The sequence below is a fragment of the Nonomuraea sp. NPDC005501 genome (assembly GCF_040605905.1).
GTDB lineage: Bacteria > Actinomycetota > Actinomycetes > Streptosporangiales > Streptosporangiaceae > Nonomuraea.
Map to the genome: position 1 here is coordinate 50,891 of NZ_JBEXDT010000006.1, position 14,204 is coordinate 65,094.

Sequence of the window (14,204 nt, forward strand, 5' to 3'; positions counted from 1 at the left end):
CCCCCGGGCGTACGACGGTCATCGCTCGGCGGAGGCGCGGCGGCGGTGCTCCCTCAGCAAGGTCAGCAGGACGGCGACGCCCGTGACGATCGCGATCGCGTGCTCGGCCACGGCCACGCCCCGATACTCGTACGGCCGGTAGGCGCCGGGCAGCAGCACCCACAGCAGCTTCCACGACCCCCAGGCGAACAGCGAGCCCGAGGCGACGAAGCCGGCGGCCATGGGCAGCCACAGCGGCGTCCGCGGGCCGCCCCACCGGCTGAGCGCCCACACGCTCCAACCCGCCAGGGCCGCGCACAGCGCGCCGTCGCCGACCAGAACCCGCGCGTTCGCGTCCCATCCGGCGAGGGCCGCCGGATCCAGGCCGGCCCGCCCGCCCGCCGCCCAGGACGACCACACCACGGCGAGCGCCGCGACCGGGAGCAGCGTCCACGCGCGGCCCGCCTCCGGGCCCGGCCGGCCCACCCGCCCCGCGAACGCGTGCGGCCACCGCTCCGCCAGGTAGATCGGCAGGGCGACGACCAGCCCCACCGCCATCCCGGCGAACCCCACCGAGATGAACACCGCCTCCCACGCCGGCATGGCGGCGCCGTCGCCCGGCGAGGGCGGGTCCTGCTCCAGGAAGCCGCTGACCAGCATGTACGGCAGCAGGGACACGAGGAAGCCGCTGCCGATCCAGGCGAACGGCAGCACCAGCCAGGCCGGCAGCCGCATCCCCCACGACTGCCCGAGCGCCAGGCCCAGGGTGATCCCGGTCAGCGCCATCACGACCGTGACGAGGTTGAGCATCACCCAGTCGGCCGTGCCGTGACGCAGCTCCAGGGTGATCCAGACGATCTTCACCGCGAGGTAGAGGGACATCGAGCCCGCCGCGACGAACGCGGCGGCGCGGCGCAGCATCGTGCGCCTGCGGCTCCCGGCGCTCTCGCTGGTGATACCGCGACTCCTGTCGCTGCGGTTATCGAATTCGGCGTGCATGGTCATGAGCCTCGCGGCCCGCCGGACATCCGCGCCTCCCCGGGAAGAGGCATGCGCCTCCCCCGGCTGAGGGAGGGCCGCCCGCCCCGGGGCCATCGGTCCCAGTACGACGTCACTGGCCCATCAGTGGTCACCCGTCAGTCAACGGTCACCCCCGCCGCGAGGTCACTCCTCCGTCAGGGCGGTCTCGTCGACGAGACCGCGCAGGCGGGCATTGGCGTGTTCGAGGGCGAGGAGGGTGTTCTCGCGCTGCTCCTCGCTCACCCCGCCCATCGCCTCCTCCGCGAGCTCGGCCCAGGCGCGCTCGATCCGGGGGACCAGCGCGTGGCCGGCCTCCGTGACGACGATGCGCACCTGGCGGCGGTCCGTGGGCACCGGCTCGCGGCGGAACCAGCCGCCGCCCTCCAGCCGGGCGAGGCTGCGGGTGGCGGTCGGCGGTTCGATCCCGAGCCGGGCCGCGAGCTCCGAGACCGTGATCCCCTCCGGCTCCTGCGCGAGGAACCACAGCATGACGTCCTGCCCCGGGTGCAGCCCGAGCGCCGCCAGCTTGCGGGCCTTGGCGGCGCGGTAGAGCTTGCTCATCTTGTTCAGCGCCCGGTTGACGCGGATCGCCTCGGTCGTGTCCACGGGACCATCCTACAGATGTATAGTCGGCTAATAAGTAGTCGGCTAACTATCTGGAGGGATCATGGATCTGGGGCTCGGAGGGCGCGTGGTCCTGGTCACCGGGGCTTCCGGCGGCATCGGCCGGGCGATCGCCGCGACGTTCGCCCGCGAGGGCGCTCTGGTCGCCGCCGGATGGCACAGCGACGAGGAAGGCGCGCGCGGCCTCGTCGAGGAGATCGCAGGCTCCGGCGGGAAGGCCGTCGCGGTGCGCGTCGACCAGAGCGACCCGGAGTCGATCACGTCCGCGGTGGGCGAGGTCGAGCGCGGGCTGGGCGCCGTGGCCGTCCTCGTCGCCAACGCGGTGGCCTGGCCGCAGAGGGGGCCGGAGAGCTGGCGGACGCTGAACGACGGCTTCACCGCGAACGTGACCGGGACGCTGATGCTGGTCGACGCGGTGCTCCCCGGGATGCGGAGCGCCGGGTGGGGACGGCTGGTGCTGATCTCGTCCGACGTGGTGGACCAGCCCATGCCGGCGGGCGTGACGTACCCGGCGGCCAAGGGCGCGCTGGAGGCGGCCGCGAAGGTGCTCGCCGTCAGGGAGGCCGGGCACGGCGTGCTCACGAACGTCGTACGGCCCGGCTTCACCCTCACCGACCGGGTGCTGTCCACGCCGTGGCTCGGGCAGGGCGCCGTGGACGCCGAGAGCGCGGAGACGCCGACGGGACGTATCTGCACGCCGGAGGACGTGGCGTCGGCGGCGGCCTACCTCGGCTCGGCGGCCAACGGGCACGTCAACGGCGAGATCCTGTCGGTGGCGGGCGGCCGGCACCTCACTCGCTAGGACGCCCGGGGGCGCGGGGTCGCCGTCGGTGGAAAGGGGTCTGCCCCGGGCTCCCGGTCGGTGGAAAGGGGTCTGCCCCAGGTCCCGGTCGGTGGAAAGGGGGCCTGCTCCGGGCCGGCGGAAGGGGAGGGGGCTGGGCAGCGGGGGGGTGGGCCGCGGTCAGCGGCGGATCGTCTGGATGTAGGCGGTCGCCGTGCCCGTGGCCACCGGCCTGCCGTCGGGGCCGGTCAGCTCGCCCGCGAGGAAGCACACCTCTCTGCCGCGCCGCACGACCCGGCCCCGCCCCACGAGCCGTCCGGGACGGGCCGGGCGGAGGAACTGGACGTGGAGGTCGAGCGTCGGCGCGAACCGGTCGGCCGGAAGCGTGAGGGCCAGCGCCGGACCCATGGTGTCGTCGAGCATCGCGGCCAGGAAACCGCCCTGGATCACGCCCACGGGGTTGGTGAACCGCTCACCGGCCTCGAACGCCACCTCGATCGTGCCCTGCTCCGGGTCCATCGCGATGAGCTCCCATCCCAGGGTGGCCGCCGCGGGCGACGGCGGGACGCGCCCCGTGATCACGTCCCAGATCGGCCCGCGCCGGTCGGTCTCCGCATCGGTGGCATGTCGGCCGGTCTCCGTGTCCATGGGACGCATTCAACAGCGCGCCACCGACATTTCTCCGGCCGGCACCCGAGAAGGCTCACGTGGGCGGCTCCCTCTCGACCGTCAGGACGGCGCGGGGCTCGGGTGAGTCCGGGGTGAGGAGGCTCAGAGGGCGGTCGCGGCGGCGGTCAGGGCGGCGCCCGCGTCCGGGATCGGCTCGCCGTGCCCGACGCAGGCGACCTTCACGTCCAGCCGCGCCAGCCGGGCGAACGAGCGGAGCACCTCGGCGCGGTCCAGGTTGAACACCCCGGGCGTCACCCGCCCGCCGACGTGCGCCACGGTGTCCCCGGTGAACAGCACTCCCGGCCCGGGCAGGTGGACGGCGATGCTTCCGTCGGTGTGCCCCGGCGTGGCGATCACCCGGGCCCCGCCGCCGAAGGCGATCACGTCGCCGTCCTCCAGCTCACGGTCCACGCGGCAGGGCGGCGCGGGCGGCAGCAGGTGGGCGCCCAGGTGGCGGTGCAGGGCGCGTTCCTCGTCGGTGAAGGCCGGCGGCGGGCCGGGCACGTCCCCGCGGATCACCGGCGCCTCCCGCCGGTGCGCCATCACGCTCACCTCGCCCCAGCCGGAGATCTCGGCCGCCGCGCCGCAGTGGTCCTCGTGGAAGTGGGTGAGCACGACCTGCCGCACGTCCGTCGTACGGCGGCCGAGCCGGCCGAGCGCCTCGGCGATGTCCGGGCCCGAGGTGGCGATGCCGGTGTCGACGAGGGTCAGCGCGCCTTCGTCGTCCCACACGTACATCTGCCCGAACTCCAGCACCACCAGGTGCAGCTCGGGGCGGATCTCCACGATGTCCACAGCGATGTCCCCCTCGTTGTCGGAGTCCCAGCGAAGCGGCGGCCGGTCCCGGTGTCCAACAGCGGTTCAGGCCGGATTGACAACCGGTGGTTGTCGGTCCAGGCTCGTCCGGCATGGAGGCGGACATCCACGGCCTGCGGGCGTTCGCCGTCGCCGCCGAGGAGCTGCACTTCGGGCGGGCGGCGGCGCGGCTGCACCTCAGCCAGCAGGCGCTGTCCAAACGCGTCCGCCGGCTGGAGGACGCCCTGGGGGAGCGGCTGTTCGAGCGGACCACGCGAAGCGTGGAGCTGACCGCGGCCGGACGGCGGTTGCTTCCCGCGGCGGTGGAGGCCCTGACCGCGTTCGACCGCGCCGTCCGGGGCGCCCGCGCGGACGGCGAGCCGCTGCGCGTCGACGTCTACGACGAGCGGTTCACCCCGTTGCGGATGCTGCGCGAGGCGGCTGAGCCGGACCCGCCCCTGCGGGTCGAGCTGAGCATGAGACAAGGGCTGTCCGTGGCGCTGCCCGCCCTGCGGCGCGGGGAGCTCGACGCGGCGTTCGGCCGGGTGCACGACACGCCGGGTCCGTGGCCCGCCGAGCTGGCGTGCCGCCTCGTACGGCTGGAGCCGCTGCACGCCTTCCTGCCCGAGGACCACCTCCTGGCCGGCAGGGCGGTGCTGAGCCCCGCGGACCTGCGGGAGCACGGCATCGCCATGCCCGACCCGGCGGGCGCCGCGGAGTGGCGCGGCTACCTGAGGCGGCTGTGCGAGCGGTTCGGCGTCCCGCTCCGTTTCACCGAGCCGGCCATCGGGCAGCGGCACCTGGTGGAGGGGTTCCTGCGGGAGAAGGCCGCCGTCGGGCTGGGGGAGAGCAGCATCGACGCGTCCGGCAGCGGGCTGCGCCGGGTCCCGATCGCCGATCCGGAGATCCTGCTGCCGTGGTCGATCGTCTGGCGCCGGCACGACCCGCGCCCGCCGCTGCGGACGCTGCTCCGGCGCCTGGGCCGCGGCCCCGCGCTCCCCGCGCCGGGCGACCCGCGGCGGTGGGTGCCGGACACCGACCGCCGGCCCGTGGACGCCTGACCGGCCCGTGCGGGTTCGACCGTGACGGCCGCCGGGCGAACCCTGAAACCTCAGCTCGGACGGCTGGCCTCCATCGGGCGCTGGGCGGCGAGGGCGCGGGCGGCGGCGACCACGGCCGTGCGGCGGCGTGCGAGGGCGGCCCGCTCGTCGTCCTCGTCCAGCACCAGGCGGCAGAGCTGCGGCACCGCGAAGTTCCACGCCACCAGGCCGAGCAGCGTGAACATCCAGTCCTGCGCGGCGCGGGTGCGCGCCGGCTCGTCCAGGTCCGCGGCGACGCCCGAGCCGACCAGGTCGCGCACGTTGTCCCGGTACGCGGCGCGTCGCTCGTCCTCGCCCTGGAGCGGGCCGGCGCCGTTCTCCAGCGCCTCCCACAGCAGCATCCGGATCAGCTCCGGATGCTCCTGGTACCAGTCGAAGAGCTGCCCGACGGACTCGCCCAGCGCGTTGGGGTCGATCGAGCCGGTGTGGCACACCTCGTCCACCTTGGCGCGCACGACCGCGCCGAACAGCTTCTCCTTGCCGCCGAAGTACAGGTAGATGGCCTGCTTGTTGGCCCTGGCGGCGGCGGCGATCCGCTCGACCCGCGCCCCGGCCAGGCCGCAGGCGGCGAACTCGGCGGTGGCGGCCTCGAAGATGCGCCGCCGGGTGGCCTCCGCGTCGTAGCTCATGCCCTGAATTAAACCATCCAGTTGACACTGCTGGCGGAATGCGGGCAGGATCTAAACCAACCAGATGGTTTACTCCCGGAGGACGTCATGACGACCGCCACCGCACCCGCTCCCTCTTCCATTCCCGTACGCTCACCGGTGCCCACGGGCCTCGGCGGCTCGACGACCGTCGTCGTGGGCGGCAGCTCGGGGATCGGTCTGGCCGCGGCCACCCTGCTGCGCGGCCTCGGCGGCCGGGTGGTGCTGGTCGGCCGTGACCCCGCACGGCTGGCCGCCGCGGTCGCCCGCGTCCGCGAGGCGGCGGGCTCGTCCGCCGCCGGTCAGGTCCGGAAGGACGACCAGGCCCGGGAAGACGGCCAGGGCCGGGCCCGGGGAGACGACAAGGCGCAGGGGGACGGCAAGGCGCAGGGAGACGGCAAGGCGCAGGGAGACGGTGACGCGCCGGCGGACGACGGGGTGCTCGGCGTGGCGGCCGACGGGGCCGACGAGGAGGCGCTGGCCCGTGCCTTCGACGGGGCCGGCTCCGTCGACCACGTGCTCGTCACGAGTGGCGGCCTGGTGGGCTTCGGGCCCGTCACCGAGGTCTCGGCCGGCGACGTCCGCGCGGTCTTCGAGGAGCGGGTCTGGGGCGCCTTCACCGCCGCCCGCCTGGCGGCCGGGCGGCTCCCCGCGGGCGGCTCGATCACGTTCAGCTCGGGTACGTACGCGCTGCGCCCGACCCCAGGCATGACCGGCCCTCTGGCGGCCATCGGGGCCGTCGAGACCTTCACCCGCGGGCTCGCCGTCGAGCTCGCGGCCCGCCGGGTGCGGGTGAACGCCGTCCGCTACGGCGTGATCGACACGCCGCTGATGCGCGGCGCCTCGGGGCTGGCCACCGACGCCGCCATGGCCGCCGCCGGCTCGGCCACCCTGCTCGGCAGGTACGGCACCGCGGAGGAGGCGGCCGCGTCGGCCCTGTTCCTCATGGCCAACCCGTACGTCACCGGACAGGTGATCACCGTGGACGGCGGCCAGAGCCTCGTGTGACGGGGGGCACGGGGCGAGAGGTCAGCGGCCCTCGCCGGCCCGGCGCACCGCCTCGCCGATGATCTCCTCGGCGCACTGCCGGGGCTCCCAGCCCCGGGTGCTGCTGCTCTTGCCGGGCTCCAGGTCCTTGTACACGTCGAAGAAGTGGCCGATCTCGTTGAGCACGTACCACTGCACGTCCTCCAGGTCGCGCACGTGGTCCGCGCGCGGGTCGCCGGCCGGGACGCAGAGGATCTTCGCGTCCGGCCCGCCCTCGTCGGTCATCCAGAACGCCGCGATCGGCCGCGCGCAGATCACGCACCCGGGGAACGTGGGCGTCTCCAGGAGCACCATGGCGTCCAGCGGGTCGCCGTCCTCGGCCAGGGTCTCCGTGACGTACCCGTAGTCGTAGGGGTAGGCCGTCGAGGTGAACAGCAGCCGGTCCAGCCGGATCCGCTGGATGGCCTGGTCCATCTCGTACTTGTTGCGCGATCCCCCCGGCGTCTCCACGACCACGTCAACCCGCATGCGGCACCCCCTTACGGCGCTCCTCCCATGATAGGACGGCGCCTCGCGGGCGAGCGGATCGCGCCTGGGGTCCCTACCATGTGCGGTATGGACGATCTCCCGGTCTACGACGTGGTGCTCCTCCCGCCGCCGGACGTCAACGCCCGCTCCGCCGAGCTGAGCCGGAGATGCGCCGAGCCGGCCCCCACCGAGTTCGTCCTGCGCGAGGACGGGCCGTACCCGCACGTCTCGCTCTACATGGCCAATTTCACGGCGGCCCGGTGCGCAATCGCGGTCGAGCGGCTGCGCGACATCAGCGCGCGCACGCCCGCGCTCCATCTGGCGGCCGACCGGTTCGCGGGCAACGAGCACGGCATGTTCGAGCTGTTCTACGTCAAGACCGGCGCCGTCACACGGCTGCAGGAGGACGTCATCGCCGCCCTCGCCCCGTTGCGCACCGGCCTGCGCCGCCTCGACCCGGTCGGCCGCGTGCTCGCCGACCACCGGCTCACCGCCCCGCCGCCCGCCCGCGACAACCTCGACAGGTACGGCTACGACGAGGTGGGCGACCTGTTCCGCCCGCACGTCACGATCACCCGGTTCCGGGAGCGGGGACGGCGGGCCGAGGACGCGACTCTGCCGCCGGCCGAGTCGTTCACCGCGACGTACGACACGCTGGCGCTGTGCGTCATGGGCGAGCACGGGACGTGCACGGAGCTGGTCGAGACGTTCGCCCTGGCCGCCGACCCGGTCCAGCCGTCCCCCGTCGCGTCGTAGGAGGTCACGCGGCCGGGCCGCGCGCGCCCGTCAGCCGGGAAGGGTGCCGGACAGGGCCCTGACCGTGGCGGCCACCTGGGCGGGGAGGCTCTCCAGGCGGTGCAGGGGCGCCTCCAGCGGCGTCAGGCCCTCCGCCCACGGGGCCGTCTGCCGGATCAGGGCGCGGGCCTCGTTCTTGGTGAGCGTGGCGCCCTGCTCGCGGGCCAGGGCGATGAGCGCCTCGCGCCAGGTGTTGGCCAGCCGCCCGTGGGCGTTGTCGAGGATGCGCCGCAGCGCCGCCCCCGCCGCGTCCGCGGGCTGCGGCTGCCGTACCGCCTCCACCACGTCGCCGGCGCCGGTCGTCGCGTACACCTCCGACAGGAAGCTGGGCAGCGGGCCGGGCGGCCCGGTGAGGACGGCCCGCACGTGCTCGGCCCGGGTGGCCAGGAGCAGGCGCGGCAGCGCCGCCTCCAGGCCGGGCGGCACCGCGACGGCCACCCGGCGGACGGCGGCGGCGTAGGGCTTGGCGAGCCACGTGGTGATCTTGACCCGCGGCTGCGGCAGCTCCCTGGGCCAGTCGCCGACCAGCAGGTCGGCCCCCTCGGCGGCCTCGGCCGGGACCGGGGAGACCGGCGCGGTGGACTCGACCGACTGCGGGCCCTGCGTGTAGATGGCGGTCGAGAGCCGCTCGACACGGGCGGCCACCGCGGGGCGGGTGCGGGAGGTGGGCCGCAGCACGTACAGGTCGGCGGCCGAGCCGATGGCCTCCGCGCCGTCGTAGCGGTTGAAGTCCGGATAGATCGCCTCGTAGGCGAGGTTGAGCGCCGACAGCGCCCCCTGCACCTTCAGGGCCAGCGCCGGCGTGCGCTCGCTCGCCCCGTACGCCAGCAGCACCCGCCCGTCCGGCTTGACGCCCTCCAGGGCGCGCGCCACGAACAGCCCCACCCCCTCCGGCGTGTACGGCGGGTCGGTGACGGCCAGGTCGTGGTCCGTCGCGGACGGCGGCAGGCCGAGCCGCAGGTCGGCCCAGCGGGTGCGGACCCCGAGGTCCTGGGCGTCGATGTGGCGCAGGATGCGCTCGTCGATGTCGACGACGGTGACGTCGGTCTCGGGGTGGACGAGCTTGACGGCCAGCGAGGTCAGGTCGTGGTCGCCCACGCACAGCAGCCGCGCGCCGGGCAGCCAGAACCGGGCGCCGAGCAGCAGCGCCCGGCGCAGCACGGTCTCGGGGGTGGCGGCCACGTGGTCGAGCGCGTGCCGTGAGCGCGGGCCGGACGCGACGAGCTCCGTCAGCCGCTCCAGCACGTGCCGGTAGTGGGGCAGCAGGTGGGCGACCGGGTCCTCGGGCGGCGGGGCCATGGCCAGCAGGTCCTGGTAGCCGGGGGAGTCGGCGGGCGGCACCCGGAAACGCTCGTCGCCGGAGCGCTCCAGCCGCACCTCGCGCAGCAGCGCCTCGATCGTCCGCCGCGAGGTGGCCGTCTCCCGGACCAGGTCCGCCAGGGTCCACCACTGGCCGTCGCACAGGAGGGTGAGGGCGTGCCTGAGCCGCCTGCTGTCCACCCCGGCCTCGGTGAGCAGCCGCTCCACCCCGTCACGGTCCATGCCTGAAACCCTATCGGCCCCGCGCAAGGGAATTCGGGGCATGGTTTACGGTGTTGCCCGAGTGGATATGCCCAGCTCCAGATAGGTGCAATGTTCGCAATGCGGACAGAGCGGGCACCATGTGAGATGGGTGCGGTAACCTCTACGCACAACGCAGCAGGGCCAACGTCGTCCCCGCCTGTTGAGCAGTTCTGGACAGACGATGACGACGGGAGGGATTCAATGCCTGCTGCCCACCTCGGGTTTCCTGAGCCCCAGGGCCTTTACCACCCCGCCAACGAGCATGACGCCTGCGGCGTGGCCATGGTGGCCGACGTCGCCGGCCGCCGCGGGCACGGGATCGTGGTCAAGGCGCTGACGGCGCTCCTCAATCTCGACCACCGGGGGGCGAAGGGTAGCGAGCCGGACACCGGCGACGGAGCCGGCATCCTCACGCAGATCCCCGATGCCTTCCTGCGCGGGAGCGTGGACTTCGCGCTGCCCGAGGCCGGTCGCTACGCCGCCGGCATGGCGTTCCTGCCGGCCGGCGAGGCCGAGCGCGCCGCCGCCGTGCGGCTGATCGAGCAGCTCGCCGCCGAGGAGAGCCTGACCGTGCTCGGCTGGCGCGAGGTGCCGGTCGACCGGGCCCTTCCCGGGCCGAGCGCGCGGGCGGTCATGCCGCACTTCGCGCAGCTGTTCGTCGCCGGCCCGGCCGGCGAGTCGGGCATCGAGCTCGACCGCCTGGCCTTCTGCCTGCGCAAGCGCGCCGAGCACGAGGCCGGCGTGTACTTCCCCTCGCTGAGCTCCCGCACGATCGTCTACAAGGGCATGCTCACCCCCGAGCAGGTCGAGCCGTTCTTCCCCGACCTGGCCGACGAGCGCTACGAGACGGCGATCGCGCTGGTCCACTCGCGCTTCTCCACCAACACGTTCCCGAGCTGGCCGCTGGCCCACCCGTACCGCTACATCGCGCACAACGGCGAGATCAACACGGTCAAGGGCAACCGCAACTGGATGCGCGCCCGCGAGGCGATGCTGTCCTCCGCCCACATCCCGGGCGACATCTCGCGGCTCTTCCCGATCTGCGACCCCGACGGCAGCGACACCGCCAGCTTCGACGAGGCGCTGGAGCTGCTGCACATCGGCGGCCGGAGCCTCCCGCACGCCGTGCTCATGATGATCCCGGAGGCGTGGGAGAACCACACCGAGATGGACCCGGCCCGCCGGGCCTTCTACGAGTTCCACTCCTCGATGATGGAGGCGTGGGACGGCCCCGCCTCGATCACCTTCACCGACGGCACGCTCGCCGGCGCCGTCCTCGACCGCAACGGCCTGCGCCCCGGCCGCTTCTGGGTGACCGCCGACGGCCTGGTCGTGCTGGCCTCCGAGGCCGGCGTGCTCGACTTCGCCCCCGGCGACGTGGTCCGCAAGGGCCGCCTGCAGCCCGGCCGGATGTTCCTCATCGACACCGCCCGCGGCAAGATCATCGAGGACGACGAGATCAAGGCCGAGCTCGCCGCCGAGCTGCCGTACGAGGACTGGCTGCACGCCGGCCTGGTGCGCTTCGAGGAGCTGCCCGCCCGCCAGCGGGAGGTCCCGACCCACGAGGCGCTGGTCAAGCGGCAGCAGACCTTCGGCTACACCGAGGAAGAGCTGCGGATCATCCTGTCGCCGATGGCGAGGACGGGCGCCGAGCCGATCGGCTCGATGGGCACCGACACGCCCGTCGCGGTGCTCAGCGAGAAGCCGCGGCTGCTGTTCGACTACTTCACGCAGCTGTTCGCGCAGGTCACCAACCCGCCGCTGGACGCCATCCGCGAGGAGCTGGTCACCTCCCTGGCCAGCGTGCTCGGCCCCGAGGGCAACCTGCTCGACCCCGGCCCCACCTCCTGCCGCCAGCTCGTCCTGCCGTACCCGGTGATCGACAACGACGAGCTCGCGAAGATCATCCACATCAACGACGAGGGCGACCTGCCCGGCTTCCACCCGCACGTCGTCTCCGGCCTCTACCAGGTGTCGGGCGGCGGCGAGGCGCTGCTGCACCGCCTGGAGGAGATCCGCGCCGAGGTGTCCGAGGCGATCGCGGAGGGCGCGCGCATCATCGTGCTGTCCGACCGCGGCTCCTCGGCCGAGCTGGCGCCCATCCCGGCGCTCCTGCTGACCGGCGCGGTGCACCACCACCTGATCCAGGAGAAGACCCGCACCAAGATCGGCCTGGTCATCGAGACCGGCGAGGCCCGCGAGTGCCACCACATGGCGCTGCTCATCGGCTACGGCGCCGGCGCGGTCAACCCGTACCTCGCGATCGAGACCGTCGAGGACCTCGTCGAGACCGGCGTCATCCCGGGCGACAAGCGCAAGGCCGCGCGCAACCTCATCAAGGCGTACGGCAAGGGCGTCATCAAGGTCATGTCCAAGATGGGCGTCTCGACCGTGGCCTCCTACACCGGCGCGCAGATCTTCGAGGCGCTCGGCCTGAGCCAGGAGGTCATCGACTCCTGCTTCACCGGCACCACCTCCCGGCTCGGCGGCGTCGGCTTCGACGTGCTGGCCCGCGAGGTCGCCGAGCGGCACCGCCACGCCTACCCGCGCGTGCCCAACGCGCACCGCAGGCTCCAGGTCGGCGGCGAGTACCAGTGGCGGCGCGAGGGCGAGCCGCACCTGTTCAACCCCGAGACGGTCTTCAAGCTGCAGCACGCCACCAGGACGCGCCGCTACGAGATCTTCAAGGAGTACACCGAGATGGTGGACTCCCAGGCCGAGCGGCTCATGACCCTGCGGGGCCTGTTCACGTTCAAGACCGGCCGGACGCCGATCCCCATCGAGGAGGTCGAGCCGGTCTCCGAGATCGTCAAGCGGTTCTCCACCGGCGCGATGTCGTACGGCTCGATCTCGATGGAGGCGCACGAGACGCTCGCCATCGCGATGAACCGGCTCGGCGGCAAGTCCAACACCGGCGAGGGCGGCGAGGACCCCGAGCGCCTCTACGACCCCGAGCGCAGGTCGGCCATCAAGCAGGTGGCCTCCGGCCGGTTCGGCGTCACCAGCGAGTACCTCGTCAACGCCGCCGACCTGCAGATCAAGATGGCCCAGGGCGCCAAGCCCGGTGAGGGCGGCCAGCTGCCCGGCCACAAGGTCTACCCGTGGGTCGCCAAGACGCGGCACTCCACGCCCGGCGTCGGCCTCATCTCGCCGCCGCCGCACCACGACATCTACTCCATCGAGGACCTCGCCCAGCTCATCCACGACCTGAAGAACTCCAACCCCGCGGCGCGCGTGCACGTCAAGCTCGTCGCCGAGGTCGGGGTCGGCACGGTCGCGGCGGGCGTGTCCAAGGCGCACGCCGACGTGGTGCTCATCTCCGGGCACGACGGCGGCACCGGCGCCTCCCCGCTCACCTCGCTCAAGCACGCGGGCGCGCCCTGGGAGCTCGGCCTGGCCGAGACCCAGCAGACGCTGCTGCTCAACGGGCTGCGCGACCGCATCGTCGTGCAGGTCGACGGCCAGCTCAAGACCGGCCGCGACGTCGTCATCGCCGCCCTGCTCGGCGCCGAGGAGTACGGCTTCGCCACCGCTCCGCTCGTCGTCTCCGGCTGCGTCATGATGCGGGTCTGCCACCTCGACACCTGCCCCGTGGGCGTCGCCACGCAGAACCCCGAGCTGCGCAAGCGCTTCAGCGGCAAGCCCGAGTTCGTGGTGAACTTCTTCGAGTTCATCGCCGAGGAGATCCGCGAGTACCTCGCCGAGCTCGGCTTCCGCTCGCTGGACGAGGCCATCGGCCACGCCGAGCTGCTCGACATCTCCGCGGCCGAGAACCACTGGAAGGCAGCCGGCCTGGACCTGTCGCCGATCCTGCACCGGCCGGAGCTGCCCGAGGGCACCCCGCTGCGGCGCACGATCGAGCAGGACCACGGCCTCCAGCACGCCCTCGACAACACGCTCATCCAGCTCGCCGAGGGAGCGCTCAACGACGGCACCCCCGTCACGCTGGAGCTGCCCATCCGCAACGTCAACCGCACGGTCGGCACCATGCTCGGCCACCAGGTGACCAAGCGGTACGGCGGAGCCGGCCTGCCCGACAACACGATCGACATCTCCTTCACCGGCTCGGCGGGCAACTCGCTCGGCGCGTTCCTGCCGCGCGGCGTCACGCTGCGGCTGACCGGCGACGCCAACGACTACCTCGGCAAGGGCCTGTCCGGCGGCCGCATCACGGTCCGCCCGCACGACGAGGCGCCGCTCGACGGCCACATCATCGCCGGCAACGTCGCCCTGTACGGCGCGACCTCCGGCGAGGTGTTCGTCCGCGGCGTCGTCGGCGAGCGGTTCTGCGTGCGCAACTCGGGCGCCACCGCCGTCGTCGAGGGCGTCGGCGACCACGGCTGCGAGTACATGACCGGCGGCAGGGTCGTCGTCCTCGGCCCGACCGGCCGCAACTTCGCGGCCGGCATGTCGGGCGGCGTCGCCTACCTGCTCGACCTGCGGCCCGAGCGGGTCAACCGCGAGATGGTCGCCGTGGAGGAGCTCACCGAGGAGGACGCCGAGTTCCTGCGCGAGACGGTCGAGAAGCACTTCGCCGAGACCGGCTCGCCGGCGGCCAAGGAGCTGCTCGCCGACTGGCAGAACGCGCTCGGCCGGTTCGGCAAGATCATGCCGACCGACTACAAGAGGGTCCTGCTGGCGGCCGAGGCCGCCCGCGTCGAGGGCCGCGACGTCGACGAAGCGGTCATGTCCGCTGCGGTTCAGGGTTAAGGGAGG

The 14,204-nt window shown here is 73.4% G+C and carries 12 protein-coding genes; 5 read left to right on the forward strand and 7 right to left on the reverse strand.

Translation table 11 applies throughout. From position 1 onward, the window contains the following. Positions 1-18 precede the first annotated feature (18 nt). Both ABZS51_RS05885 and ABZS51_RS05890 read right to left on the reverse strand, forming a co-directional pair. Positions 19-978, reverse strand: coding sequence for a hypothetical protein (locus tag ABZS51_RS05885; RefSeq protein WP_355436901.1), 960 nt, complete (start codon positions 976-978; stop codon positions 19-21). A gap of 165 nt (positions 979-1,143) precedes the next feature. Beyond that, positions 1,144-1,605, reverse strand: coding sequence for a MarR family transcriptional regulator (locus ABZS51_RS05890; RefSeq protein ID WP_355436903.1), 462 nt, complete (start codon positions 1,603-1,605; stop codon positions 1,144-1,146). Positions 1,606-1,666: 61 nt separating this feature from the next. On the opposite strand from ABZS51_RS05890, the gene ABZS51_RS05895 reads away from it, so the two are divergent. Next, entirely contained in the window at positions 1,667-2,425 is a 759-nt protein-coding gene (locus ABZS51_RS05895; RefSeq protein WP_355436905.1) for an SDR family oxidoreductase, read from the forward strand. Between the two features lie 159 nt (positions 2,426-2,584). Here the strand turns inward: ABZS51_RS05895 and ABZS51_RS05900 are convergent, their stop codons facing one another. Both ABZS51_RS05900 and ABZS51_RS05905 read right to left on the reverse strand, forming a co-directional pair. Next, positions 2,585-3,052 (reverse strand): PaaI family thioesterase, encoded by a 468-nt coding sequence (locus ABZS51_RS05900; protein WP_355436907.1) that lies wholly within the window; start codon positions 3,050-3,052, stop codon positions 2,585-2,587. Between the two features lie 123 nt (positions 3,053-3,175). Continuing rightward, positions 3,176-3,868, reverse strand: coding sequence for an MBL fold metallo-hydrolase (locus ABZS51_RS05905; protein ID WP_355436909.1), 693 nt, complete (start codon positions 3,866-3,868; stop codon positions 3,176-3,178). Positions 3,869-3,981: 113 nt separating this feature from the next. Between ABZS51_RS05905 and ABZS51_RS05910 the strand changes: the two genes are divergently transcribed. Then, positions 3,982-4,929, forward strand: a complete 948-nt coding sequence (locus ABZS51_RS05910; RefSeq protein WP_355436911.1) for a LysR family transcriptional regulator — start codon at positions 3,982-3,984, stop codon at positions 4,927-4,929. A 50-nt stretch (positions 4,930-4,979) separates the two neighbouring features. On the opposite strand, the gene ABZS51_RS05915 is transcribed toward ABZS51_RS05910, so the two are convergent. Beyond that, positions 4,980-5,597, reverse strand: a complete 618-nt coding sequence (locus ABZS51_RS05915) for a TetR family transcriptional regulator (RefSeq protein WP_355436913.1) — start codon at positions 5,595-5,597, stop codon at positions 4,980-4,982. Positions 5,598-5,684: 87 nt separating this feature from the next. Here ABZS51_RS05915 and ABZS51_RS05920 point away from each other — a divergent pair, with 87 nt between their 5' ends. Then, positions 5,685-6,623 carry an SDR family oxidoreductase gene (locus tag ABZS51_RS05920; protein ID WP_355436915.1) on the forward strand — a complete coding sequence of 313 codons (939 nt, stop codon included), beginning with the start codon at positions 5,685-5,687 and terminating at the stop codon, positions 6,621-6,623. Positions 6,624-6,644: 21 nt separating this feature from the next. Here ABZS51_RS05920 and ABZS51_RS05925 read toward each other — a convergent pair whose 3' ends face one another. Then, a complete protein-coding gene (locus tag ABZS51_RS05925; RefSeq protein ID WP_355436917.1) occupies positions 6,645-7,130 on the reverse strand; it encodes an inorganic diphosphatase in 486 nt (161 codons plus the stop codon). 87 nt (positions 7,131-7,217) lie between these two features. Between ABZS51_RS05925 and ABZS51_RS05930 the strand changes: the two genes are divergently transcribed. Continuing rightward, complete coding sequence (locus ABZS51_RS05930) at positions 7,218-7,886, forward strand: hypothetical protein (protein WP_355436919.1); 669 nt, start codon at positions 7,218-7,220, stop codon at positions 7,884-7,886. A gap of 30 nt (positions 7,887-7,916) precedes the next feature. On the opposite strand, the gene ABZS51_RS05935 is transcribed toward ABZS51_RS05930, so the two are convergent. Further along, positions 7,917-9,467, reverse strand: a complete 1,551-nt coding sequence (locus ABZS51_RS05935) for a bis-aminopropyl spermidine synthase family protein (protein WP_355436921.1) — start codon at positions 9,465-9,467, stop codon at positions 7,917-7,919. A 222-nt stretch (positions 9,468-9,689) separates the two neighbouring features. Between ABZS51_RS05935 and gltB the strand changes: the two genes are divergently transcribed. Continuing rightward, the gene (gene gltB / locus ABZS51_RS05940; protein WP_355436923.1) at positions 9,690-14,198 is read left to right on the forward strand and encodes a glutamate synthase large subunit; all 4,509 of its coding nucleotides are present in this window, start codon (positions 9,690-9,692) and stop codon (positions 14,196-14,198) included. The last annotated feature ends 6 nt before the right edge of the window (positions 14,199-14,204 follow it).